This window comes from Rhodopirellula bahusiensis (genome assembly GCF_002727185.1).
Taxonomy (GTDB): Bacteria; Planctomycetota; Planctomycetia; order Pirellulales; family Pirellulaceae; genus Rhodopirellula; species Rhodopirellula bahusiensis.
This window is the reverse complement of record NZ_NIZW01000006.1, coordinates 311,950-336,487: the sequence shown is the minus strand read 5'-3', so window position 1 is coordinate 336,487 and position 24,538 is coordinate 311,950. Positions and strand designations below refer to the sequence as shown.

Sequence of the window (24,538 nt, the reverse complement as noted above, 5' to 3'; positions counted from 1 at the left end):
GCGGAGGACTTTGGCAACGTTTCATGCCGTTGCGAATCAGTTGCCGTTGCGGTGTGCGATCAGGCTGCGAAGCGTCGTCATCGCGGTTTTTGCGTTGCGAGCGTACTCGGGGGCTCGCAAGTCCGCGGTGTAGTGCGTTGGCACTTCCATCACGGTGGAAGCGGCTCGGGCAACTTTCGCTGTGATTTCCGCGTCGATGCCGGATCCGGTTTCAGTCAGCGGCAAGGAGCGGATCAGATCTCCGAGGAAGACTTTGTGTCCGGTCTCGAGATCGGACAGGTGCAGACCCGTGGTCAGGTTGCTGCATGTGGTCAGGCAACGATTGACGATGCGACGCATCCGGTTGCTCAGCCCGCCACGCAAGTTGTTGCTGTGTGATCCGCCGCGACGCATCGAACGCGAGCCGTAAACCACTTCGGCTTGTTCTTCCAAGATGGGCCAGATCGCACCGAGGAGATCCGCGGGATCGTAGGCCATGTCGGCATCTTGAATGGCGACGACGTGTCCGCGCGTGTGACGCAGTGCCATACGGATAGCAGACCCGCGACCATGGTGTCGTCGTCGGTGCAGGATGGTTCGGTTGGAACGCTCGGGAAGTCCTCGCAGGTAGTGCCAGCTTCCGTCCTCGCTCCCGTCATCAACCAAGATGGTTTCGGTTGCCGGTGGCATGACCTCATCAATTCGGTCAATCACTTCGGGAATGAATTCCCGGCAATTGTGGATGGGAACGATGACTGATACATCGATCTGCTTGACCGGCGATGCTCCACACGCGATCTGGTTGGCTTCGGCGATGAGGCCGAGCGTGTCGTCGATCCGCTGAAGGATCTCATCCGGATTGACTGCATCATCCGGGGTGGTCAGCGCCTGATCAAGTTGTTCAGGTGCCGCCAGGAACTTCTCGACACTCGGTTGGAAAGTGGTCGTCATAGGGGTCGTCGCTTTGAAGTCGCCGTGTGAATCGCCAGGGAATAGCGATCGGGGCACATCGCCACGGAAACTATGGGCAACGATTCTCGGCCGAGCGGACTCGACCAAGATTTTCGAATGAGTGGACCTTCCCTTTGAGCTGTAGTGCTGAGGATTGCAACGGTTGCAGCAATCGAGGTCAGCTGGCGGCGTCAATGACGCGACCAGCGAGATGCCAACTCTCCAAATCAGCGAGTGCTGAACTTGGAATTTGGTCCCAACGTGCCCATCCCGGCGGCGGGACTGTGATCCAGCACATACGGGCCAAGGGTACGATCCAAGTGCAGCAGTAAACGCGTGTCTGCGGTTGGTGACAAACGACGAGCCGGTTCGAAATCGTCCGTGTAGACGGCACCCGTCGTGATGCGAACTTCGTCAATCTTGCCGAGGAACGATCGTGTGGGTTGTCCGGCATTGTCCGGGTCAGCACCCACGTACAACGGGTACCGATTGGTTTTGCGTTTGCCCTTTGCCGCGACCGAAGCGATCTGCTTGCCACTGACATAAATTCGCACGTTTTCACCATCGAACACGCCGGCCACGTGAGTCCACTCGTTGACCGCGAGTTTGTCCTTGGCTTTGGCAGAGTAGTATTTGCCGTCCAGATTGACGTCAAACTGCGGCACGCCTTCGTCAGAGAAAATCGCGAATTCGCTGCTTTGTGTTTTCGCGACCACACCACGCATGCCTTCGGTTTGGCTGGGGTTTAGCCATGCTTCCAAGGTGAAGGGCCCGTTGGGCAACGCCAGTGCATCGGAATCAACTCGAATCGCAGAACGCTCGCCGGTGACTTCCAAGCACTGATTGTTATCGCCACTGAAGTAATCTGCTGGCACAGCGGCCAATTGCAGTTTGACGGGAGTCGAAACGCTGGGCAGTTCAATCCGAGTTGATTCGCCGATGAAGACGCGATCCAGTTCAATGCGAGGGATGGTCCAAGTCGCGGAGTCGTCGGCGATGCGACGAAGTTTCACAGTGAATGTTTCGCTGGCACCAGCAGCCAAGGTCATGTGGTCGTGATCCAAAGAGCTGAGCCAATCCCGTGACGCGGATCCAATCGATGCGGTCACGTCCATTTCGCGAGGCGAAGGGTTCTTGATTGACACCACGACTTGGCCGGACGCCGATCCATCGGTGTTCAACAACAGTTCGCTTTCGGTGATGATCGGACGCACCTTGCGAGCCAAATTGATCTCTTCGACGAATTCGGGAGTGAATTCGGTCGGATCCATCACGGCACCAACCGGCAACGACGCGACGGAGATGTCATCGGGACGAACTGTCACAACATTCAAATGGTGCAAGAATCCAGCACCGGGGATATCAGCTGACAGGTGACCGCCGGTGGTCGCCAGCGTGTAGTACTCGATGCCGTCTTTGGGGCCGTCGTAACGCATGTGGTGAATGTGACCAGCGAAGACAGCGGAAACGTTTCCGGCGTCTTTCATCATGCCGTGGACGGTGTCCCAATTCGATCCGGTGTAGCCGCCACCGATCCAGCGAGGGTGGTGCAAGAAGACAAACACATGATCCAGATCTTTGTGTTGTTTCAATGCTTCGGAGAGAAATTCCAGTTGCTTGTCGCTCATGCGTTGAAGCTTGCCAACGTTGAACGCTTTTTGGTTCGATACAGGATCACCTTCGTCGCTGTAGAGAACCACAAAGCCAGCGTTCTTGTGACGGAACGTGTACCAAAGCGGTCCGAAGTGCTCTTCGTAGTTCGAATCGTGTTGGCCCTGGGGTGCGGGACCTTTGCCACGCCAGTAAACGTCGTGGTTGCCGGCCACCGGGAACCAACGCACATCGAGCTCATTCATGATCTCTTTGTACTCGGCCATTTGCCGCATCCATTCGGGTTTCTCGTTGTACCCTTGGATCAAGTCGCCAACCGTCATCACCAAGTCAGGCGACAACAGGTTGGTGTCCTGGACGGCTTGTTCCAGCACCTTCAATCCAGCAGGAACTCCGCCGGTGCGGTCTCCATAGACGACGAAGTGAAACGCGTCTTCTTCATTGGCGAGGGGCAGGACCTGCGTGCTCTCGCGAGTCGTGTAGAAGCTGTCGTTGGTTTGATGCTCGTGCGAGTGTCCCTCGTCGCCATCGTGGGCAGACGAAACGGCTGGCAAACCAGCAACCGAAACGAGGCACAAAAGCCCCGAAGCGATCGACTTGTTCAGGCGGGTTGAGAATGAGGTGGGCATGTTGCGTGTCACGGAAGGAGGCGGGCGCGGAATTTCGCGTGTAAACGTAGACAATCCCGAGTTTAGCCCAAGTGGCCGACCTGTGAATTTTGAGCGAAGAAGTGGCGTCCGAGGCTACTCCGTCGCCCCGCCACGGGGCCGGCCAGACGAAGAGAGCCCGGGAGTGGACCTTGGAAGATCGAAAGGAAGTTTGTCGTTGATCAATTGCCTCAAGCCGAAGCATAAGCTTGGCCCATGCCTTCAGTCTTGTTGGTGGTTTTGTCCGCAATTCTCCGCGGCTTGAATCCCTCTGCATCGAGAGTCGTGATCAGCCGTTGGCGAGGTGTTCGTCTGATTGGACCGGTGGGTGGAAACGTTCGACGGATAGATTTGATACCCGCAGGTTGCCACTTTCCAGGTTGAACCCGATCGCACCGTAATTGAATGTTTGGTCCGCGAGAGACAACAGCACATGACCGCCGACGGAGACTTCGATGTAGCTGCCGTAGGCGATCAACCGCAGTTCGACTTCGCCACGGACTTCACGCTCCCAGTATCCAGCTTGCAGGCTTTGGAACTGCATCGTTTCTTCACCCGACCCGTCTGGCCCGCTGCCCCACGCACGAAGTTGTGCGACGCCTTTGAATAGATCCAACGACAGGTAGTATCCGTCATGTGATTCGCGATCGAGCCGGAACGCGACGCCACACTTTCCCTCATCCATCATCTTCAGGTCGCATTGCAAACGAAAGCAACTGAGGTTTTCTTCCATTGCAAAGCATTGAAAGCCGGACTCGCAATCCAAATCAAACGAGTTCTCGCTTGATGTGCGAGCGGACTGGCATTCGACCGGTTTGATCGGAGTGAGCTTCTTGACTGGGATCGAACGATCGACGAGCGAATCGAACCCTTCGAAGGTGCGGACTTCCAATTGGCCGTTTGGCAGGCGGCAAATGCGTTTGGGTGGAGGCATCAAGTTGCCGGTTTGTCGATCTTCACCGCCGGGGGTGAAGAAGCTCCAAAGCAGGATCCCTTTGTCATCCGTGGTGATCCTGCCAGCGTAGTTGCCACTGGCCAGCAACACGTTGTCCGCGTAAGTTCGCCATGGCTTTCCAATTTTCTCTGTATGCCAATAGCGAATTTTCGCGTCTTCTCGCATGCTGCCGACGAGATAGTAGTCGCCGTTGATCTTGAAAAGGTTGGGGACCTCGATGTCGTCGTACAGGCCAGGATGATGCAAGGGTGGTCGTTGTTCGAATTGATTCGGCGCGACCTCTTCCATCACCGCCACGCATCCGCGACGGACGATTGGTCCGTGGTTGACTCGGCCAGCCGCCAGCAACCAACCGCGTCCATCTTCGTGGTAGTAGTACGGGTCTCGCCATGAGACCCAGTTCCTCGCTTCATCGATTTCCGACTCGTAATACTCGCGATCGGGACTGAGGGGAAAGCAGCTCTGCATATCCTGCTGGAATGGCGGTTGGGGAGGCCGACCGGGCAAATCATAAGGCAACTCCGAACGGCGATCTTCCCAAGCAACCGGAGCTTTGGTCCAGCAATAGAGGTCGTCGCTCTCGGCCATCCCAAGTCGTTGTTTCGCACCGTGGTCGCGGCGTGAGAGTCCGGTGTAGAACATCCGCCATGATCCGGGACGGTCGGGGTTGGGGCTCACGTGCATCGTCCAGAGCATCGAGTCATCCCAGCCGCCGGGATGGCCAATGAACAACGCATTCTCGACACGTCGCCACGAGAAACAATTGTTGCTGACGGCGTGAGCGATGAAATCGTGGTTGGGTAGAACCAGATGAAAGAGATGGTAGAGGCCGTCGTGATAGAGGATATCAACATCACCGAGAGTTTTTCGTGTGCCGGCTGTTTCTGAATACATGCGGATCCAAGGTGTTTAAATTGCAAGGCTACCCAGCGAAGGGCGACTTTCGTTGAACAGGTTGAATGTGTCTGAGTGTGGGGCTGGCCGGTCAGATTGTGGACGATTCTTCATTGCAGATCGACGTGAATCTTGAAGCTGGCTCCGATTCGAACTGCGATGTCACAGAAGGTCGTGCCACTCAGCTGCCTCGGCCGACGACGATTGCGGAGCGTCGTTACAACTCCGAGGCAAACAGGCGAGCCCCGAGCCCCAACGTGGACCGCCAAACAGTGTGCTTGGGCAATCCAAGTTCGCAATCCGGTAAGAGCGACTCGTACCAATCGCTGAACTGTTGGATTGTGGATTTGTCGTGAATGGCGACCGACAGTTCATAATTGAGAAAGAATGATCGCACATCAAAGTTGGCCGAACCGACCAGAACGGCCATCTCGTCCACGATCCCAATTTTCGCGTGGACCATGCCTTTTTGATAGCGATGCAGTGTCCCACCCAAATGTTGCAGGTCGTCCATGTAGTCGATCCGCGCGTAATCAACAGGCGGCAAGTCACTGTCCTCGGGAACGAGAATTCGAACGTCCACCCCGCGGCGACAAGCGGACTCCAGGCAACGCATGGATTGTGCAGTGGGAACGAAGTAAGGCGTGCAAATCCAGATGCGATCTTCCGCTCGGTTGATCATGAAGTTCCAGTAGTCTTCCAGAATCTCATCCGGACCGTCTGGGCCGATGGGCATGACCGTCATTCGAGTGCCCTCGGGTTGCTCCGGTGGATTGGGACGCTCGAAGTCGACGGGAGGCAATTCCTCCTCGGTTGTAAAGTTCCAATCGCTGCAGAACACGGCCTGCAATTGGGCGGCAGCGGGGCCTTCGATTAAGACGCTCATGTCGACCCAAGGTTCTTCCTCTCCAGAATCATGGAGCTCTTCTTCGACCAAGTTTGCTCCTCCGAGGATCGCTCGCGCACCATCCGCCACCGCGAGCTTGCGGTGGTTTCGGAAATTCAAATAGGCGAGTCGGCTGAGTTGGGACATTGGTTTGAACCTTTCTGCCCGACCACCCGCTTCGCGAATTTGATCGAGCTGATCGTCCGACATTTGAAAGCAGCCAAACCCATCGCAAAGCAATCGCACTTGAAGGCCATCACGGGCACGCTCGCAGAGTCGCTCGACGATTTGTCGCGTGCAGTTTCGCTCGTCCATGATGAACGTCATCAGGTAGAGCGTGTGCTCCGCTCGATCGATCAAATCAATGAAAGCATCGTAGACGTCCTCGGTTTCATAGAGCAGTTTGGTTTTGTTTCCGATCGTGGGTGAGCGCAGGCCTCGTCGTTCCAACATCTGTTCCAGGCCGGTTCGTGAGCAGTCACTTCCTGATTCCGCTGGCGGCAAATCAACCAGCTTGCGCTCGGAGTGCTCAGCAGAGATTTTCCGGCCACCGAGCCATAAGAAGAGGGCGAGCCCGACTGGTGGTGATAACAGCACTAACCCCAACCAGCCCAGGCGCCCGACATTGTGACGTTCTTCCTGACGAATCACGGTCATGGCAACGATTGTCAGAAAGGCACCGAGAACGCTGCTGATGTATGCGACAATCCAAATCATGCGGGAGCTTGGAACAAGGATGAAACACAGGTCGGAATGATTGCCTGATCTTCCACCAAGAAGGCATGATCCATGCCAACTGGCCCAGTACGAGTCAACTGATTCAGGCCCTGCCAACGGTCTTGTTGCCTTCACCGGGTGAGTGAGCAGCCTCGCGGCGCTTCGCAAGCAGTGCAATCCGCCAGTTTCACGCCGCGAGTGCGTTCCGAATCCAGGACGTTTGTGAAGGCTCTTCAAACGCCAGCTCAAAATGCGCGAACCGATCTAGACTCGGATCGCTCGAAAACGCGAAAGATGAGCTTGTCCCATTTCATCGATTGGAAAAGGATTTTCCATGGACGAGCCCACCCCTTCGACTTTCGCGTCCGTGCGAGACGGTTTTGCTGCCATCCGAGAGTTGATCTTGGTGTTGGCGATGCTGGCATTGTTCCTGACGCCCACAACCGTTCGCGAAGTGTTGCAAGACGCTGGCATTCGTTCTTTCGCTGGTGTTGAGTTCGATGAAGAGACTTTGACCGAAGTCGAGAACGCTGAATCACGAGTGATTGAGCTCGAGAATCAACTCGCTTTGGCTCAATCGCAATTGGAATCGATCGCCAGCATCTCGCCCAATCGAATCGATCCGCGATTGGGTTCCGTTTCGAAACTGCTCGCCAACGCTCAGCAGAGTGCTTCCAAAATGAGTCACAGTTTGGAAGAAGCCAAAGGCAAACAAATTGAACTGTGGCAGCGTTCGGGACGCCCGCCTCGCTCGCATCACCGCGAAGAGACAACAGTTACTGAACAACCAGAAATCGAGCAGGCTTTGGCTGCACCCGAAGAACTGTTCAATCGCTGAAGTGATGCCCGGATGCAACGCTTAGGCTACGCATCCTGGCTTCGCAGTTGATCGAACAACTTCGCTCTCGCCAAACGCCAATCACGCTCCACCGTCGCGACGCTGATTTCAAGAACCTTGGCGACTTCTTCGTTCGTCAGTCCGGAAAAGAACCTCAGTTCAACGACTTCACGCTGGCGAGGTGACGTCGCTTCCAACCCTTCCAACGCCGATTCCAAATCTTCGTATTGGCAACGGTTGTTGGCTTCAAAGTTGTCCAGCACCACATCCAAGGAAGCTCGCTGGTAGTCACCGCCACGTTTATTGGTCCGTCGACGCCGTGCGTGGTCGATCAGGATCTGCCGCATCGCCCGGTTGGCCATTCCAAACATGTACCGACGATCGGACACATTCTTCAGTGCCTCGGTGTCCAATAACCGCACGCAGGCCTCGTTGACCAGCGCGGTCGCTTGCAACGTGTGATCGGGACGCTCGCCACGCATCAACGCCCCCGCCATGTCTCGCAGTTCAGACTGCAACGTCACAAACAACTTTTCGCGAGCCTCTTCGTCGCCGTTCTTGACCTGCTGCAACAGCATCGAGACTTCGGTTTCAGGTTGGCTCACGAGACAAAAACTCCAACGACGAGACGGGGACGAAGGCGGCGGTGCCGATCTGACAATGAAATCAAACGCCCCGGAAAGCATACCCGCTTTTCGATCCGCGGAGGTCACCGGCCGATCGCTTCCAAGACACGACGTCGAACCGCCGGAGCAAGGTTGCTGTTGCGAACTTCGTCTTCGATTTGGTCACGCGTCCCTTGGTAGCGAAGCGGTGCTGGATGCAGATTCGGCAGATCCAAATTCACCGTCACTTGGTCACCATTCTGGCTGACCGAAACGCTTTCGTTGCTACCAGCAAAGGCAGACGTGGATACTGCGACACCGGTCCGGCCAGGCAACGACCACTGACTCATCCGTGGGAACGGTTGCCCGAATTGGGATGCATTGGCCTGAGCCCGACGAGCACTGTGAACAGGAATCATCTGGCCACGCCGCAACACGAGCACGTTCGTCCGGGCGAGCTTGGGTGCACCATCGCGTTCCAGCACGGGCATCCCGTCGACCGACATCAACACGTCACCGCGTTTGAGTCGGAAGGGAGCGTCTTTGGATTCGACCACTTGTTCGACGACCAAACCGTGCCCAGGTGTCAGCATGGGACAATGCATTCGCAACAAATCTGGAACGGGAGCGAACTTCACCTTCCAATCTGGATGAAGGGAGTCGACGGCATCGATCTTCTCGGGCGGAGCACCTATCGCTGGCTGATCGGCACGCGAGGCTTGCAACGCGAAAAAGGACAACCCGAGACAAAGACCGGAAGCAAGGAGGAGACGTTTCATGAGAGCACCTTGAAAGTTGGTGATGGAGATGCGGTTGTGACCTCGCCCGAGGTCACTGAGAAAAGAGCGTCGGATCCTCCGACGTTCGTTGATTTCGAGAGTGTCAAAAAAGGGAAAGTCGTTGGTTGCTGTCCGCGAGTTCAGCAGGCAAACAAGCGTCTTGAGTATATGAGCCGAAGGGCGTTGGCCCCGGTTGCGGGTGGTAACCGGGGCTAACGCCCTTCGGCTCACTGGGTGAACCCCGGTCATTCGCGCTTTCCAAACTTCACCCTCCCTCCGGGGAGGTCGTGCAGTTTTAAACTGCTGTGTTGCCAAGCGTTTATCATCACCCTCCCCCTGGGAGGGTCGAGCGAAGCGAGGGGAGGGTCGAGCATCGGAACCAGCGCGTAACCCTCCCCGGCCCGAAGCGGGCCGACCCTCCCAAAGGGAGGGTGAAATAAAACTGCACGACCTCCGGGAGGGTCGAGGAAAGCGAGAAGCACAGCTCAACTTTCAGTTCAGCGGTTCCAGTACCGCGTGCGGCTGTTCGACCAAGCTCGGGTGCGGCTGCCAAATCCGCTCGACGTGCTGCCGCCGTAAATCTGGCCGCGTTGCGTGCCAGTGTTTCGAATCCCTGTGTTCCCACCGGTGTAAATCCGACCGTTTCCTTGTGACGTCACACCACCGTGGCTGATGTGTGTTCCGTTGCGTCCGATGGTCATGTTCAGGTTGTGACCGATCCCACCGACTCCTTTGCCGCCCACGCCAATCGAATTCGACAGCGAGATGCCGTTGGGGCCGGCTCCCACGCCAAAGCCATGGCCGAAGTTGGTGCCATTCTTAGAACTGCTCTTCGATTTGGCAAATTTCCACTGGCCGTTCGCGGATGCCCCCGCACTCGCTCCGCCATTGAGGAAATCGACATACGATCCAGCACTCTGTGCCGAAGCGGGTTGGCAAGTGGCCGCGACGAACAGGAGAGCAGCGACACCGGACAGGACTTTGAAGTTGACGATCTTGGACATGGTTTTTCTCGCAAGCAGAAGGTTTCAGGAAGTGATTCGAGCGGCTGACTTGCCGGCTCACAAACACTTGCGAGATCCCCTCTCGGATCCCCTCACGAAATTCAAAACTTTTCCAAAGACGGCAAAACACCGTGTTTTGAGGCTCAATCCGCGTCGAACACCGTCACCGTCAAATCATCCAACCACGCTTCGCCCTCGCCGGCCGAGACAATCTGAACCTCCATCGGGATGCTGGTCAGCGTTGGATCCGGCGAGCGACCGAAGTAGATTTCGCTCTCGAATTTCTGCCAATCGTAAGTTCCCTCGGCCAAATCCAAAGTCACTGGGACCTGCGATCCATCGACGATCAATTGCACAGCGTCTTCGTCCAGATCTTTTGCCTTGGCCCAAACCGAGACAACACACCGCGAATTTTCGGGAATCGGGAAAACCTGTTTGGTCCGCCCACCCTTTGGAATTGTTTCGCCGTCAGCCTGCGTCGCATCTTCACCCGATAACGGTCGATCACCCACGATCCGGATCGAATGCTCACCCGTGTGAGCTTGAGACGACGTGACGCTGGCCAATGACCGATATCCCGGATCGTTGATCCACGCGATGCCTCGATCGTTGGACCAGTAGTTCCATCCGCCTTGCTCAAAGCCACCATTGAGCAGCGATGCTTGGTAAGGCTTTGGCGTCTCACCGTCCGCAATCAGCACCTTCGTCGCTCGCGGCAGTTTGTTGATTTCTTTGATCCAGTCCGACAACAGCCGCATCTCCTCCTTTGGCCGCGACGTCTTTGACCATTCCTTCAGCCGGTCATACAACGGCCGCACCGCGCCGAGCACTTCGCAACCGGGCTGCGTTTCCAAAGCCGCTTGAACCGATTCGGCCGCTTCGGGATAGCTCCGCAGATAGGCTTGCGTCCGCCCAATGCCCAACAAACATGCCGCCTGGTGTTCACTCAGCTTTGCAAGCTTCGATGCCAGCTTGTAGAGCCCGAGAGCTTCTTCGTACTCACCCGAACGATCCTTGCAGGCAGCGATTCCGTAGGCCGCCCACAAGTGATGCGGATCCAACTGATTGGCTTTCTCAAAATCTTCCGCCGCGAGTTCCAATCGTTCGGCAGACAAATGAATGATCCCGCGAGCCGCCAACGCGTGAGCCAGTAAGGGCGGCGACAACCGATGGACTTGTCCCGATTCAAAGAGTTCGCCCAACACCACTTCAGCCACATCATTCTGCTGGCGTGTCAGATGAATGGATGCCAGTAGCAACGGGTAAACGGGCTGATCCTTATGCCGCTCCGTCATTTGCTCTGCGAACTGAATCGCATCGGATCGTCCTCGCAAATCTTCCGCGGCAATCAAAGCGGAATCCACCACCGGCACCAAAGCCAACGACTGCCGACATGTTTCCAGCAACACGTCAACGGCAAGTTCGTTTTGATCGATCGCGGAAAGGGTCATGCCGTAGACCCATCCGACCCAAGGTTGTTTTTCGCCCAGCCGGAATGCGTTTTCCGCATCTTGCATGCTCCACAACAAAAGGTCTTCGATCCGTTCTTCGCGGATGGACGGATCGACCGACTCATCGTCTCGCAACAGATCCGCCTGCATCCGATACAAAGCAGCACGGTCGGCGTAGCCAAAGCAGTTGTCTGGATTGATCGCGATGCATCGCCCAAAGGTTTGAATGGCCAACGAATAGCTCTGCCAAGTCAGTTCAGGCTGTTGGATCGCGGAGAAGTACTGGAGATGGCCGAGAGTGAGCTGCGTCCAATAGTGGTTCGGACGCAGTGACGCCGAACGCTGGAACAACTGGCGTCCACCTTCGACGGCGTCGAGGTTTTTGTAATCTTTGAACACCACTCGGAACGATGGATCCATGGCGGACAGCAAACACATGATGCCGATCTTTTGCGCATCAGCCGCGTTGCGAGCCGTCCCCAGCTCTTCGCCTTTGACCCATTTGCCATCGCCCAAACGGAAATTCGCGATCCCGCGGTACCAGCGCACCGCCTCCGATTGCCGAAACAGTTCGACTCGTTCGCTCACGACCTTGGCCGCCTGAGCTTCTGCGATGCCGGCTTTGGTCTGCATCGCCGTCCAGGCCTTCCACAAACGCTCGCTCGAATCCGAATCACCATCGGAATGCTTCATCACCCCGAACAATCGAGTCCCAATCGTCTTGACCAACATCCCGTCCAAGATGATCCATTGTTGGTAGGTGTCCCAAAGCAACCGATCCTTTTGATCGGCTGACAGATCCTCGTTGGGCAGGTAGTTCCACCAATCGCGTTGCTCCCAAATACCGAGAGCCTTCAGCGCGTTCGAGGCCGCCATGATTCCCTGTGTGTCACGGCTCATGATCCCAAACTCTTCGGCTTGTTCCGACAAATCGTAGAACGAAACCAACTGCTGCATGCGTTCCGCCTTGGCGACGATCCGATCGCGATCCTGGCTGAACTCGGGTTCTTCCTCCAACGTTTTGGATGCCCGCTGCAGAATGCCCAGCGCTGATTCATAGCGTCCGAATTCGATTTCGCTGGCCGCGACCTGCCAATCGGAGTCCACCGAATTACGAATCTCGTTCAACCGCTTTGCATTCGCGATGGTGAGTTCCAATTCCTTTTGATTGCGTTCGCGTTCAACCTTCAGACGTTGCGAACTTTGGTAACTCCAAACCGCCGCTCCGGCGATGGAGCCGATCATCAACAACAGCGCAGCGACCGCGCCGCTGGTCGCCAGCGTTCGATGCTTTCGCCCCCAACGTCCAATCCGCACCGCCAACGGATCACTGAATACCGACACGGGTTCGTCGCCCAACCAACGTTCCACGTCGGCCGCCAACGCGGCCACGCTCGGGTAACGATCCGCGGGCTTCTTCGCCATCGCTTTCAAACAAATCGCTTGCAAAGGTTCTGAAACACTCGCATCGCGGCGACGTGGCGGTGTGACCTCTTCTTGGCGAACACGCTGGAGAATCTGGCTAACAGAATCGTCTTGATGAGGCGCCGATCCCGTCAAGATTTGATACAGCGTCGCCCCCAGCAGATACACATCGGTTTGGCATCCAACCAGTGAAACATCTCCGTTCGCTTGCTCCGGACTCATGTACTGCGGCGTGCCCACGGTCCCGCCCGCTCGCGTGTGGCTGGAATCGCTTTCGCCTTTCGTGGAAGCGTCTGGTTTCGCATCGAATTTATCAGCGACCGCAATCTCCGAACCATCATCGAGCTGCTTCGCCAGTCCCCAATCCACCACCAGCGTCTCGCCGTATGGACCGACCATGATGTTGGCGGGTTTGATGTCGCGATGGATGATCCGCCGACTGTGTGCGTATTCGATCGTGTTGCAAACATCGACGAAACGATTCAGGATCGTCCGCAGTGAACGAGCCTGCTCGCCATCGTTTGAAGAATTAGCGTGCCTCGATTCGTCTTTCAATGAATCACGGTATTCGCGAATCACTTGCCGCAGCGTTTGTCCTTCGATGAAACGCATCGCATAAAACGGCCGTCCATCCTTCCAAGTCCCCATGGCATAGACGGGAACGATCCCGGGATGTTCCAACCGGCCAGTGATCTCGGCTTCGCGAAGAAAGCGTGCGTTGGCTTCTTCGTGCCCGTTCCATTGCGGCCGGATTTGCTTGATCGCGACCTCCCGGTCGAGCTGCCGGTCGTGCGCGACCAAGACTTCGCCCAATCCACCTTCATCGTGACGCGAAAGGATTTGGAAACGAGCGGACTCGCTGAAGGCGGCGTATTCTTCGGGGATGTCGCCGGAGTCGTTCTGCTGGTCGTCCCCGAACGCCTGCATCAATGGCGACGCCGGCATGAACTTGGACCTCAAGAACTCGTCATCCTGAGCCGCTTCGTCTGCCGCGATTAGGTTGCGAACTTTGCGCAACAACTCCGCATCTCCATCGCACCGCTGCCGCAGATAAGCCTCTCGATCCGCTGCGGGCAGATCGATGGCGTCCAAAAAAATGTCTTCTGCGTTGGATGACGGGTCATCTGGCAAAACGGTCACCTCGTTCGTTCAACATCGATTGTGTGGAGCGTCGATCTCTGTGGAAAAAGTGAATCCGCCTGGCGAAGCTTACTCGAACACCAACGGTCGACGGCTTCGGTTTGGCCGTCTTTTTACGATGGAAACAAAAAAAAACGAAAAACGATGAGGGGTTAGCGATGGGTTTCTCGCAAGGTTCCGGTGAAGACAACAAAGTCCTTCAAAACAACTTCTTGAAACTCGCTCACTGAGGAACCCAGCCATGTCCACTCGTCTCTTCGCCATCGCCGTCGCAGCCGCTTGCTTGATGACCGCCGAAGCCAATGCTCAAGTCACCGCCCGCAGCTACTCCAACGGCGGCACCGCGATCTCAACCGCCAGCGGCCGTGGCAACACTCGACTGAATGCCAGCTCCTACGCCACCAATGGCGGCTACGCTCGATCCGACATGCGAGGCAGCGGACGCAACGGTGGATTCGCTAGTGGAAACAGCACCGCCTACGCCAACGGCGGTGTCGCAATCAGCCAAGGTCGCTCGCACGCCAACGGCTGGAGAGCCCGATCACACGCCGATTCACGTGCGGTCACTCACGGTGGATTCTCGAGAAGCAGCAGCACCGCCAAAGCACTTGGCAACTGGTCCAACGCTCGATCCAACTCGACCGCGAATTCATGGTTCGGACGATCCAGCACCAGCCGCGCTCGTGCGGTCGACAACCGCTACATCGCGCAACCCTACACGCCGCCCGTGCAAAACGCGGTCATGCCTTGGTGATCTTCACCGCCTGAGCAAAAGCTCCATCAGCAAAACGACAACGGAACTCGCGGGCTTCATTGCCCTGCGGGTTCCGATCGTTTGTTGACGGAAGTATGTTGGCCAGGGCCGCTAACTCTTTCGCTGAAACGGAAATCCCATGCCCGAATCGTTGCTTCCCCTGGATCGTCTGATGGCCACCCTGCGGACTCGTGCCGCGGAGCGTCCCGAGGGCTCCTACACGACCAAGTTGATGAACGGTGGTGCGGAGGCGATCGGTCGAAAAATTCGTGAAGAAGCCGAGGAGCTGATCGAAGCCGCCGATGAACCCGACGAAGCCGGCCGCCAACATGCCATCTACGAAGCCGGCGACCTGATCTATCACGCGATGGTCCTGATGGCATGGCGAGGAATCGAACTGGATGAAGTCGCCGCCGAACTGGCTCGTCGAGAAGGCACGTCCGGCTTGGTCGAAAAAGCCTCCCGGCCCGCAAAAAAGGACTCGGACGCCGCCGATTCGTGAACCTGAATGGGGGCGGCACCAAACAGACACCTGCCAAAAATCGAGTCCAGTGATTACTCTTTTCGCCTCACTGACTTTTTGGTTCTCGATCTTTTTTGGTTCCCATGACGACTTTGGCCCCCCTCGGAAGCGGCTCTGACCCCGAAAATTTTTTGCGTTTGGGGATTCCCAGCAAAGGCCGACTCAGCGAACTGGCCACCGGACTGCTGAACCAAGCAGGATTGAGCTTTCGCCGTCAAAATCGAGGCCTGTTCGCTCGAGTCAGCGGGCTGCCAATCGATCTGATCTTTTTGCGAACCGATGATATCCCAACGCTATGTGCCGAAGGTGCCATCGACATGGGGATCACCGGCAGTGACCTGGTCGAAGAAGCCGGGGCCAACGTCGAACAACGCATGGCGTTTGGTGTCGGCCGATGCCGACTGGCGTTCTGCGTCCCCGATGACGAAGACTACACCGACGCGGCACAGCTCGACGGCAAACGAATCGCGACCAGCTTCCCGCACGTCACAGAGCAATACCTCGCCACCAAAAACGCGAAAGCACATCTGGTGTCGTTGTCCGGCAGCGTCGAAGCGATGATTCGTCTTGGCGTCGCGGACGCGATCGTCGACTTGGTCGAAACCGGCAGCACTCTGGCCGCCAACCGCTTGCGGATCCTGGAAGAAATCGGCCACTACGAAACCGTGCTGATTCAAAACGGAACGCATCGCCGCAAAGAAGTTGCCGACCGTTTGGTTTCGCGACTCGAAGGCGTGGTCCTCGCTCGAGACTACTCCCTGGTCGAATACAACATCCCGCGATCGCAACTTGCCGAAGCGGAAAAGATCACCCCCGGTTTCAACTCGCCGACCATCAACTCGCTCGAAGACAAAGACTGGTGTGCGATCCAGGTCATGGTCCGACGCGGCGAAGTCGTCGAAGTCATGGAACGCCTCAAGGAAATCGGCGCGTCCGGCATCTTCGAAATGACGATCAATAATTGTCGTTTGTAGGTCGACTCCAAACGCGGAACAGTGCCTTCAACGGTTCCGTCAGGCCACGCACAAACACCAAGCCGCGTCGATTCCCAGACGCAACGTGTCACACCATTCGCACAACGCTGCTCAACGGCATCACCCAGCCACGCAAGGAGGTCGTTCATTTTTTTGATGCCGCTTTTCGGCTGACTTACACACGGCGTACCTCTCCCGAAACGAAGTTTGGGGAGAGGTCGAGCGACGCCGTTCAGGCGTACGCGAGGGTGAGGGCCGAGCATGGGAAAAGGTGCGCACTACCCTCCCCGGAATTCTCGCTGAACGCTCGCATTCCGACCCTCCCCAACTGCGTTCAGGAGGGTGATTTCAACAATGCGAGCACGGCACATCAATATTGCACGACCTCCAAAATATTGCACGACCTCCAAACGTTTGAGACAAACGTTCTACTCTGATTGCTCGTCAAAGCATCTGCCGCAAGACCTGTCCCGTCAAACTATCGTTGACCGACGCGACTTCATCACGAGTCCCACTGGCCACGATCTGCCCACCCTCTTCTGCGGCACCAGGACCGACTTCGATAATCTGATCCGCGGCGGCCATCAGCATCGGATGGTGCTCGATCACGACCAACGAGTGCCCTTCGTCGATCAACGCGTCAAAGCACTTCAGCAGTCGCGTGATGTCGTCGAAATGCAATCCGGTCGTGGGCTCGTCCATCAAGAACAACGTCCGCCGCTTGCTCGATCCCGCCAGGAACGCGGCCAACTTCAATCGCTGGGCCTCACCGCTGGAAAGCGTGGTCGCTGGTTGCCCCAACGCGACATAATCCAGCCCCACGTCGATCAATCGTTTGAGCTTGTTCTGCACCTTCGGCATTTCGCGAAAGAACTCAGAGGCCTCGCGAACGGTCATTTCCAACACATCGGCGATCGTGCGATCTCGATAGCGAACCTGCAAGACTTCGTCGCGGTATCGCCGCCCGCGACACTCGCCACATCGCATCGAGACATCCGCGAGAAACTGCATGTCGATCGTTTGCACGCCCGCTCCCTCGCACGCCGCACATTGCCCCGCCGAAGAATTGAAACTGAAGTGTCCCGGTTTGAAATTGCGAATCTTAGCGTCAACCGTTCCGGCGAACGCTTGCCGAATCGGATCAAACGCTTTCGCAAACGTGACCGGGCAACTTCGAGGACTGCGGCTGATCGGCGACTGATCGACCAACAAACAATCGTCAATCGCTTGCTCGCCTCGCAACGTTCGATACGGAAGCGTGTTGGCGACGATGTCGGCGGACGGCACTTCGCCGCGACGCTCAGCCAACCGAATCGACACGGCGCCGAACAACGTGTCATGAATCAGCGAACTCTTCCCGCTGCCCGATCGTCCCGTGACGACGGTCATGCATCCAAGCGGAAACTCCACGTCAATATCACGAAGGTTGTGCCCGCTCGCTCCATTCAAAACCAACGAGCCTGTCGGTGTCCGGCCATCCGTCAAATCCAACTGAATCGACTTCTTTCGATTCTTGCCGAGATACCGCCCCGTCAAACTATCTTTGGCCTTCATCAACTGTTTGGGCGTGCCTTCAAACGTCACCAAGCCGCCGCCAACGCCCGCCCCAGGTCCGATCTCAATCACGCGGTCGGCGAGTTGAATCAAGGTGTCGTTGTGCTCCACCGTGACGACGGTGTTGCCACGGTCTCGAAGCTGTGTGATCGCGTCGACCAATTGCTCCACATCGACCGGATGCAAACCAGCCGTTGGTTCATCGAGCACATACAACATGCCAACCAACGTGCTGCCCAAAGCCAACGTCAACGCGATTCGCTGGGTCTCACCGCCGGACAACGTGCGAAGCGTACGGTTGAGCTGCAGGTACCCCAGCCCAACTTGATCCAAGTAGCGCAACCGATCGCGAATTTGCCGGACTGGTTCGCTGGCGATCGTGTGCCGACGCTGCTGATCCGCAATCAACAACTCCGCCTGCGTCTGGTACCCAACCAATTTTTCGCGAACCACATCGTCATGCAAAACGTCCGCTTCGTTATCGCTGGATGCATCGTCGCCAAACCAATCCGTCAAAAATTGATCTAGCTCATCACACCGCATCGCCAGCATTTCAGAGATGTTGCGTCCGCCGACTTTGTAAGCCAACGATTCAGGCTTCAACCGATCGCCACCGCAGGCCGGGCAAGTCCGATAGCTTCGGTAACGCGATGCAAACACACGAATGTGCATCTTGTACTTCTTGCGATCCAACCAAGCAAAAAAGCCATCCAGCCCACCAAACTTGCGTTCGCGGACGCCTTCGTGAATCAGCTTCAGATGCTTCTTTTTCAATTTTGAAAACGGAACATCGACCGGCAAATCGTAATCATCCGCGAGCGCCAACAACTCTTCCAATTCATGCTGATACGAAGGCGCATTCCAAGGAGCAATCGCACCTTCGCGAATCGACTTGGATTTGTCTGGAACAATCCGGTCCATGTCGATTCCGATCACATCACCGAACCCTTCACACTCCGGACACGCCCCCATCGGATGATTGAAGTTGAATGCTCGTGGGACTGGATCGGGATACTCAATGTCACAGTGATCGCAGCGATGCCGATCGCTGGCGACTCGTTGCAACATCTCCCGTCCGTCGATCGATTGGGTCGGCAACCCGGCGAACCGATCTTCCGCATCGGACTGGAACAACACGACCGCACGCCCGTTGCCTTCGGTCATCGCGGTTTCCAAGGACTCAGTCCAGCGAGACATTTCCGACGAGGAGGAAAGCCGGTCAACGACCACCGTCGCCGTCACTCCCTTCGATCCAATCCGCTTGGCCATCTTGCTGCGGTCTTCGTCGGACAACTGAAACGTTTCCCCCTTGAGGATCAAACGCACGAAACCTTCCTGTTGCAGGCCGAGCAAGATCTCCGAAGCGGATTTCCGATTCGGCAACCAGAGTTCGAAACCCACGATCGCCCGCTGAACCTTTGCTGCTGGATCACTTAGTTGTGCCGCAACACTTTGTGGGCTGTCGATCACGACCGGCTGCCCACACTGGTAGCACACCAATTCCGATGCACGGGCGAACAGCAAACGCAGGTGTTCCGCGATCTCGGTCGACGTTGCCACGGTGCTGCGGTTCGTCTTCACCGCCGACGCCCGAGTCACCGCGATCGCGGGCGGAATCCCCGAAATGCTGTCGCAATCGGGCTTGTCGAGCTGGTTGAGATACTGCCGCGTGTACGCTGAGAAACTCTCGATGTAGCTGCGCTGACCCTCGGCATACAGCGTGTCCAGCGCCAACGACGTCTTTCCACTGCCGGACAGTCCGCAAATCACGACCAATTCCCCGCGAGGGATGTCGACATCGACGTCACGCAAGTTGTGAACTCGGCATCCACGAACCGAGATCGGTTGTCGTGTCACTCGGGTCTTTGTTGTCGAACTTTGCGTTTGTCCCATGATGCATCCATTCACAATTGAATTAAAATGTCTCCTCCCCCCAGACTGCCCACCATCCCCGAAAGCACGAGACCCGTTCGAGTATGTCATTTCGCAAATTTCTCGCGACCCCAACCCCACGCGTTTTCACGGGTTTGCTCACGCTGTGCCTGACGGTGTCGCTGACGCCACAGACAGTGTCGGCACAAGAAAAGGACCCCGTCGCCGCCAAGAAGTCGGACGACTCCAAATCCGAGGGCAAACCGGCCCAGGAAAAGGCCGAAAAGAAGGCTGAGGACGCCTCCAAAGATGTGAAGGCGGCGGAGAAAAAAAATGACAAACCAGCCGATTCGAAGGCGGACGAGTCGAATGAAAAGGAGATGACCGACAAAGCGGCAGACGCCCCAAAACAAGAGGCGACGGAAGAATCCAAAGAACAACCGTCCGAGCCCAAACCAGATCCGACCTGGGTCGAGAAGGGTGTCTGGACCTTGCCACCGACCGACGGCCCCGCCGCAGTCGACTTCCAGTTGATCGGTGAATACGCTGGCGACGTTTCGATTGCAACCGAAAAGAAAACCGACGACTCAGACGCTTCCAAGCCATCCATCAAGCAAAGATATGGAATTCAAATCCGCGCCATTGGCTCGGGTGAGTTCGAAGCCCTCGCCTACGAAGGTGGACTTCCTGGCGATGAGAAATTCGACGAGGCGACCCAGCTTCGGCTGATCGGCCGCCGCAACGGAGAGACGCTGGTTCTGTCCGGTGGACCATGGGCATTGTTTGCCGGTCCTGAAAAGTGCCGCTTGATCAACTTCGAAGGGGACTCGCTCGGCGAACTTCCTCGCGTGATTCGCACCAGCCCCACGATGGGCGCTCAGCCACCCAAAGAAGCACTCGTGCTTTTCGATGGCAAGAACACCGACCAGTTTTCCAAGGCCCGGATCGCCGACGAAGGTTTGCTCGCCCAAGGTGCCAACGTCAAATGGTTGCTCAACGATTTTGACCTGCACTTGGAATTTCGAATCCCGCACATGCCCGGCAAACAAGGCCAGCAACGAGGCAACAGCGGTGTGTATCTGCAAAGCCGTTACGAATGCCAAGTCCTGGACTCGTTCGGCACCGACCGAGTGTTCAATGGCCTGGGAGCCCTTTATCGTTTCAAGCCACCACGTTTGAACATGGCTTTCCCACCACTCACCTGGCAAACCTATGACATCCGCTTCACCGCTGCACGGTTCGGCGCCGACGGCAAGAAACTGCGTCCCGCTCACGTGACCTCGTGGGTCAACGGCGTGAAGGTCCAAGACAACGTCGCATTGCCAGGACCAACCGGAGCCGGCAAAGCCGAGGAAGCTCTTCCATTGCCGACTCTGTTGCAAGATCACTCCGACCCCGTCCGATTCCGCAACGTTTGGGTACTGGACCGAGGGATCGCAGCAAGCGACTCGTTCCCTCCCAAAAATTGAAAACTAGGGTGCGATTGGCGTTTTGGTTGCATCCTCTTGATGGAGGTTCTGCGTTATTTAAATGCCACGCTCGCAAGGTTGAATTCACCCTCCCGAACGCAGTTTGGGAGGGTCGGAATTCGAGCGTTCAGCGAGGATTTCGGGGAGGGCAGTGCGTGCCGTTTCTCATGCTCGGCCTCCTCCCTCACGTACCCCTGAACGGCGTCGCTCAACCTCCCCAAAACTTCGTTTTGGGAGAGGCTGTTGCAGAAATTCGACCAAACGTCGCGTCGAAAAAACGCACAGCCTCTGTGTGAGAGAGGCGATCCGAAACATGACAATTGCACTGGCCTCAATTAGTCACCGCGATACGCCGAGTTGATTGAGCTCCATCCCAACATCGCTTGGGGGGTAGCAGGTAGATTAATGAGCAAGTTCATTCTCATTCACTTGTCCGTTGATCGATCAGCACCATGTCCGTTTTGAACCGCAGATCATTCCGCTATCCAATCGCATTCTTATTGTTTGCGTGCCTCTGCGTCGCCGGGTTCTTTGCCGGTTATCGAACTGGCTACTCAAGTGGTTACTCGTCCGGACGAGCCAAGTATCAATCCGAAGAACCCTATCCGGTGGTCTACCAGGTGGGTGATCTCATTCGAGCCACTCGCGACGCTGGGGATTCGCCAGACACACCCCTCGACTTTTCGATGTTGATGCAAGCAACGCAATCGGTGGTTTTTCCGGGAGAGTGGGCACAGCTTGGTGGCAATTGTTCAATGGCACCGTTTCCGTCATTGGAACTGCTGGTGATCGATGCGACATCCGGTGTCCATGCCAGAACCGCAGAACTGTTCGAGGACATGGACTCGCTCAAACCTGCAATCACGGAGATAGAGCAACAACGACTGGAATGGAAGCGGATGCAACAGGAGCAAGTCAGCAAGGCTCTCGAACCAGTCAGCAAACGTCTCGGCGAAACATTGGTGCCGCTTGCCGGTGATGTTGACATGTCTGGCAAATGGAATGTCAAAATCGTCACACCAGACGGAAAGCCCGCTACCAATCAATACACGTTCATTGATCAAGAAACCTTTGAAGCGCAATCTTCCGACCCGTTTTTCCAACCTGGCAAACAATGGTTCTCAGTATCCGACGGAGCCATGGTTGCGATTGGAACCGGATTTCATGCGGCAATGGGCAGCGACGATGATCTCATCCTTGTTCCAACCAATGATCCCACAACGTATCTTCGGTTGACTCGAACAAACAACTAACACCAAGACACCGTTGCGTTGCCCATGCCGTCCCTCGATCAATTTCGAAAACGAGTGCTGAATGACAGCCTGTTTTCACCCTGCGGGTTGGCCGATGCAATGAAGCGACTCGGTTTCGTACAAGCTGATCCGATTCGCTGTCCGGCTCGTGCCCAAGATCTGATCTTGCGTCACCGAGTCAAAAACTATCGAGCGGGAGATCTCGAACGCAGCTACCCCGATCTCGATTTGGAAGAGTGCTACTTGTACGCCTACGGGTTCCTCTCCAAAGATCTTTGGCGGGTTGTCCACCCCAAGGCGGCCAAGGCACTGACCGATGAACATCGCGAAACGCTCGATGTGATTCGGCAGCACGGCCCAATGCACTCCCGGGAGCTGGAGACGCACGTTGGTGGCGAACGGGTGCAGAACTACTGGGGTGGCGTATCGAGATCAGCCAAGATGGCGATGGAATCACTGCACAACCGTGGTGCTCTGCGCGTCTCGAACCGGAACAACGGCATCCGAATTTACGAAGTGGCAGAAGAATTCCAATCAGCATTGTCATGCGAAGAACGATTGCAGGAACTGATGCTCGTCACTTTGCAGGCGATGGGAGCAACGACTCGCCGCTTTCTGTTGAGCGAATTGTCCCACTTCAAATATCTTGTCGAGAGTATCGCGGATCGACGATCGTGTTTGCAAGGATTGGTCGACGCTGGTCGAGTCAGAGTGGACATCATTGACGAGGTCGAATACATGTCTCTCGACTCAGGAAAAAAACGACAGCGGAACGCGGATGTCGTGCGGATCTTGGCACCGTTTGATCCGATTGTGCGAGACCGAACTCGGTTTGAACACTTTTGGAATTGGACTTATCGCTTCGAAGCCTACACGCCGAAGTCGAAACGGAAACTTGGGTACTACGCCATGCCGGTGCTGTGGCGAGACCAGATCGTTGGATGGGCGAACGCGGTCGTCGAGGAGGGCCGGCTGAAAGTGGACTTCGGGTACACGGGGCGTCGTCCCCGAGAACGAGCCTTCCGCGAAGCCGCAACTTTGGAGGTGGGGCATCTGGCCAAGTTCCTGCGTCTCGGGGAACGTGACCATGAGATTTCACATGGCTGAAACGTTTTGATGTTTTCGCTTTCTTGCTAGCACCGCAATCGAGAGCAAACCAGTGACCAACGAGGAAACGCAGATAACGACCCCGGTCGTCGACATGCCGATCGACACTTCTGTGGATTTCTCTTCTTCCGCGTTAAAGCTGGGCGTCGGTGCATCGAAGTACTTCTTTTCGAACTCCGCATCGACATCTAGTCCGGCTGAGATCCAGGACTTCTCATCGTCTAAGATTTGCTGGGACAACGCGTTCGCCTGTTCGACTTCTGCCATCAATTGCTCTTCGATATCTTCCAATTCGACGTCGTTTTGCATTGCGATCGTCCACTTCGCTCTTTCCCGATATCCCGTTTTCGCGGCTGGGTCTTCCACTTCCATCGATGCTCTCAGAAACGCTCGGGTGGCCAGCATTTTCGAGTCATCGTTGTTGTAGTCTGCGAGCAACAAGTCGCCGAGTGATTCCAGAAGAACCGGCGAATCTTCGTTTCCAAATCGCATCATTCCCATGACACCTTTCGCTGCCTTTTGGATCTCCTCCAATGTTGTTTCCTCTGGCGGTTGCCTCGAGTCCAACACAAAAGCAGTGAAGCCGATTCGACCTTCACCGCCGGCAGTGGACAACGGCAGATCTTCGGAAGAACTTCGCCTCTCAATGAGATATTCGACGAGCAGCTGCTGGTAAACTTCACGACCAAAGTGGGCGTCAGAGTTGATTGCGATAGCTTTCTCGATGTGCTCCAGTCCTGTTTGCAGATGCCCAGCATGAATGTGGAACGTCCCGAGATTCGCCTCGGATTCATAGCGACCTTGATCCGGCCAACGTTCGATCTTTTTCAAGATTGTTTCGATGGCTTTCTCATGATCGCCAAGTTTGTCGTGGGCGACCGCGATGTCATCCAGATCCGAGGGGCTCAGCTGCTCGGCGGGCTTGCTCATCCGATCGGTGATTCGCCACTCATAGTAGGCATCGGAATGACGAACGAAGTACCCGGCGATCAATTCATGGGCACCGGGGAAGAGTCTCCGCTCCATCGCCAGAGTGTCGTAGTCCCACAAGCAAGCGGATAGGTCTCTGGGAAAGACCACCGAGAAGGCGGCAACGATCAGCACAAATTTTCGCATTTGATAGGCTCCTGCTTCCGTTCAGCCTACACGA

At 56.2% G+C, this 24,538-nt stretch carries 17 protein-coding genes; 7 read left to right on the top strand and 10 right to left on the bottom strand.

Translation table 11 applies throughout. The annotated features are described in order from the left end of the window. Nucleotides 1–36: 36 nt before the first annotated feature. The 4 genes from CEE69_RS09190 to CEE69_RS09175 all read right to left on the bottom strand — a co-directional run bounded on the left by CEE69_RS09190 (nt 37) and on the right by CEE69_RS09175 (nt 6,640). Nucleotides 37–930 (bottom strand): glycosyltransferase family 2 protein, encoded by an 894-nt coding sequence (locus CEE69_RS09190; RefSeq protein WP_099260373.1) that lies wholly within the window; start codon nt 928–930, stop codon nt 37–39. Between the two features lie 227 nt (nt 931–1,157). Beyond that, a complete protein-coding gene (locus tag CEE69_RS09185) occupies nt 1,158–3,170 on the bottom strand; it encodes a LamG-like jellyroll fold domain-containing protein (protein ID WP_099260372.1) in 2,013 nt (670 codons plus the stop codon). 307 nt (nt 3,171–3,477) lie between these two features. Then, nucleotides 3,478–5,037, bottom strand: coding sequence for a glycoside hydrolase family protein (locus CEE69_RS09180; RefSeq protein ID WP_099260371.1), 1,560 nt, complete (start codon nt 5,035–5,037; stop codon nt 3,478–3,480). A 217-nt stretch (nt 5,038–5,254) separates the two neighbouring features. Next, nucleotides 5,255–6,640 carry a phospholipase D-like domain-containing protein gene (locus CEE69_RS09175; protein ID WP_099260370.1) on the bottom strand — a complete coding sequence of 462 codons (1,386 nt, stop codon included), beginning with the start codon at nt 6,638–6,640 and terminating at the stop codon, nt 5,255–5,257. 334 nt (nt 6,641–6,974) lie between these two features. Between CEE69_RS09175 and CEE69_RS09170 the strand changes: the two genes are divergently transcribed. After that, the gene (locus CEE69_RS09170; protein WP_099260369.1) at nt 6,975–7,478 is read left to right on the top strand and encodes a hypothetical protein; all 504 of its coding nucleotides are present in this window, start codon (nt 6,975–6,977) and stop codon (nt 7,476–7,478) included. A 26-nt stretch (nt 7,479–7,504) separates the two neighbouring features. On the opposite strand, the gene CEE69_RS09165 is transcribed toward CEE69_RS09170, so the two are convergent. From CEE69_RS09165 to CEE69_RS09145, 4 genes are all read right to left on the bottom strand, one after another. Continuing rightward, on the bottom strand, nt 7,505–8,083 hold the full coding sequence (locus CEE69_RS09165) for an ECF-type sigma factor (RefSeq protein ID WP_099260481.1): 579 nt from the start codon (nt 8,081–8,083) through the stop codon (nt 7,505–7,507). A gap of 104 nt (nt 8,084–8,187) precedes the next feature. Next, nucleotides 8,188–8,862, bottom strand: a complete 675-nt coding sequence (locus tag CEE69_RS09160; protein WP_099260368.1) for a hypothetical protein — start codon at nt 8,860–8,862, stop codon at nt 8,188–8,190. Nucleotides 8,863–9,359: 497 nt separating this feature from the next. Next, nucleotides 9,360–9,866: a hypothetical protein gene (locus CEE69_RS09150; RefSeq protein WP_099260366.1), complete on the bottom strand. Its 507-nt coding sequence runs from the start codon at nt 9,864–9,866 to the stop codon at nt 9,360–9,362. 143 nt (nt 9,867–10,009) lie between these two features. Beyond that, nucleotides 10,010–13,882 carry a protein kinase domain-containing protein gene (locus CEE69_RS09145; protein WP_099260365.1) on the bottom strand — a complete coding sequence of 1,291 codons (3,873 nt, stop codon included), beginning with the start codon at nt 13,880–13,882 and terminating at the stop codon, nt 10,010–10,012. Between the two features lie 241 nt (nt 13,883–14,123). On the opposite strand from CEE69_RS09145, the gene CEE69_RS09135 reads away from it, so the two are divergent. From CEE69_RS09135 to hisG, 3 genes are all read left to right on the top strand, one after another. Continuing rightward, complete coding sequence (locus CEE69_RS09135; protein ID WP_099260364.1) at nt 14,124–14,636, top strand: hypothetical protein; 513 nt, start codon at nt 14,124–14,126, stop codon at nt 14,634–14,636. Nucleotides 14,637–14,775: 139 nt separating this feature from the next. Beyond that, nucleotides 14,776–15,138, top strand: coding sequence for a phosphoribosyl-ATP diphosphatase (gene hisE / locus CEE69_RS09130; RefSeq protein ID WP_099260363.1), 363 nt, complete (start codon nt 14,776–14,778; stop codon nt 15,136–15,138). Nucleotides 15,139–15,242: 104 nt separating this feature from the next. After that, nucleotides 15,243–16,133: an ATP phosphoribosyltransferase gene (gene hisG / locus CEE69_RS09125; RefSeq protein WP_099260362.1), complete on the top strand. Its 891-nt coding sequence runs from the start codon at nt 15,243–15,245 to the stop codon at nt 16,131–16,133. A 444-nt stretch (nt 16,134–16,577) separates the two neighbouring features. Here hisG and uvrA read toward each other — a convergent pair whose 3' ends face one another. Continuing rightward, complete coding sequence (gene uvrA, locus CEE69_RS09115; RefSeq protein WP_099260361.1) at nt 16,578–19,580, bottom strand: excinuclease ABC subunit UvrA; 3,003 nt, start codon at nt 19,578–19,580, stop codon at nt 16,578–16,580. An 83-nt stretch (nt 19,581–19,663) separates the two neighbouring features. On the opposite strand from uvrA, the gene CEE69_RS09110 reads away from it, so the two are divergent. From CEE69_RS09110 to CEE69_RS09095, 3 genes are all read left to right on the top strand, one after another. Further along, entirely contained in the window at nt 19,664–21,028 is a 1,365-nt protein-coding gene (locus CEE69_RS09110) for a 3-keto-disaccharide hydrolase (protein WP_099260360.1), read from the top strand. 452 nt (nt 21,029–21,480) lie between these two features. After that, nucleotides 21,481–22,281 carry a hypothetical protein gene (locus CEE69_RS09100; RefSeq protein ID WP_099260359.1) on the top strand — a complete coding sequence of 267 codons (801 nt, stop codon included), beginning with the start codon at nt 21,481–21,483 and terminating at the stop codon, nt 22,279–22,281. A gap of 24 nt (nt 22,282–22,305) precedes the next feature. Further along, complete coding sequence (locus CEE69_RS09095) at nt 22,306–23,388, top strand: DNA glycosylase AlkZ-like family protein (protein WP_099260358.1); 1,083 nt, start codon at nt 22,306–22,308, stop codon at nt 23,386–23,388. Here the strand turns inward: CEE69_RS09095 and CEE69_RS09090 are convergent. Continuing rightward, nucleotides 23,377–24,504 carry a hypothetical protein gene (locus CEE69_RS09090; RefSeq protein WP_099260357.1) on the bottom strand — a complete coding sequence of 376 codons (1,128 nt, stop codon included), beginning with the start codon at nt 24,502–24,504 and terminating at the stop codon, nt 23,377–23,379. The two genes, CEE69_RS09095 and CEE69_RS09090, sit on opposite strands and share 12 nt — an antisense overlap. Between the last annotated feature and the right edge of the window lie 34 nt (nt 24,505–24,538).

Excerpts from the sequence above, each read along its gene's own strand:
- CEE69_RS09190 (WP_099260373.1), bottom strand. The coding sequence starts at position 930 with ATGACGACCACTTTCCAACCGAGTGTCGAGAAGTTCCTGGCGGCACCT.
- CEE69_RS09185 (WP_099260372.1), bottom strand. The coding sequence starts at position 3,170 with ATGCCCACCTCATTCTCAACCCGCCTGAACAAGTCGATCGCTTCGGGG.
- CEE69_RS09180 (WP_099260371.1), bottom strand. The coding sequence starts at position 5,037 with ATGTATTCAGAAACAGCCGGCACACGAAAAACTCTCGGTGATGTTGAT.
- CEE69_RS09175 (WP_099260370.1), bottom strand. The coding sequence starts at position 6,640 with ATGATTTGGATTGTCGCATACATCAGCAGCGTTCTCGGTGCCTTTCTG.
- CEE69_RS09170 (WP_099260369.1), top strand. The coding sequence starts at position 6,975 with ATGGACGAGCCCACCCCTTCGACTTTCGCGTCCGTGCGAGACGGTTTT.
- CEE69_RS09160 (WP_099260368.1), bottom strand. The coding sequence starts at position 8,862 with ATGAAACGTCTCCTCCTTGCTTCCGGTCTTTGTCTCGGGTTGTCCTTT.
- CEE69_RS09150 (WP_099260366.1), bottom strand. The coding sequence starts at position 9,866 with ATGTCCAAGATCGTCAACTTCAAAGTCCTGTCCGGTGTCGCTGCTCTC.
- CEE69_RS09135 (WP_099260364.1), top strand. The coding sequence starts at position 14,124 with ATGTCCACTCGTCTCTTCGCCATCGCCGTCGCAGCCGCTTGCTTGATG.
- hisE (WP_099260363.1), top strand. The coding sequence starts at position 14,776 with ATGCCCGAATCGTTGCTTCCCCTGGATCGTCTGATGGCCACCCTGCGG.
- hisG (WP_099260362.1), top strand. The coding sequence starts at position 15,243 with ATGACGACTTTGGCCCCCCTCGGAAGCGGCTCTGACCCCGAAAATTTT.
- uvrA (WP_099260361.1), bottom strand. The coding sequence starts at position 19,580 with ATGGGACAAACGCAAAGTTCGACAACAAAGACCCGAGTGACACGACAA.
- CEE69_RS09110 (WP_099260360.1), top strand. The coding sequence starts at position 19,664 with ATGTCATTTCGCAAATTTCTCGCGACCCCAACCCCACGCGTTTTCACG.
- CEE69_RS09100 (WP_099260359.1), top strand. The coding sequence starts at position 21,481 with ATGTCCGTTTTGAACCGCAGATCATTCCGCTATCCAATCGCATTCTTA.
- CEE69_RS09095 (WP_099260358.1), top strand. The coding sequence starts at position 22,306 with ATGCCGTCCCTCGATCAATTTCGAAAACGAGTGCTGAATGACAGCCTG.
- CEE69_RS09090 (WP_099260357.1), bottom strand. The coding sequence starts at position 24,504 with ATGCGAAAATTTGTGCTGATCGTTGCCGCCTTCTCGGTGGTCTTTCCC.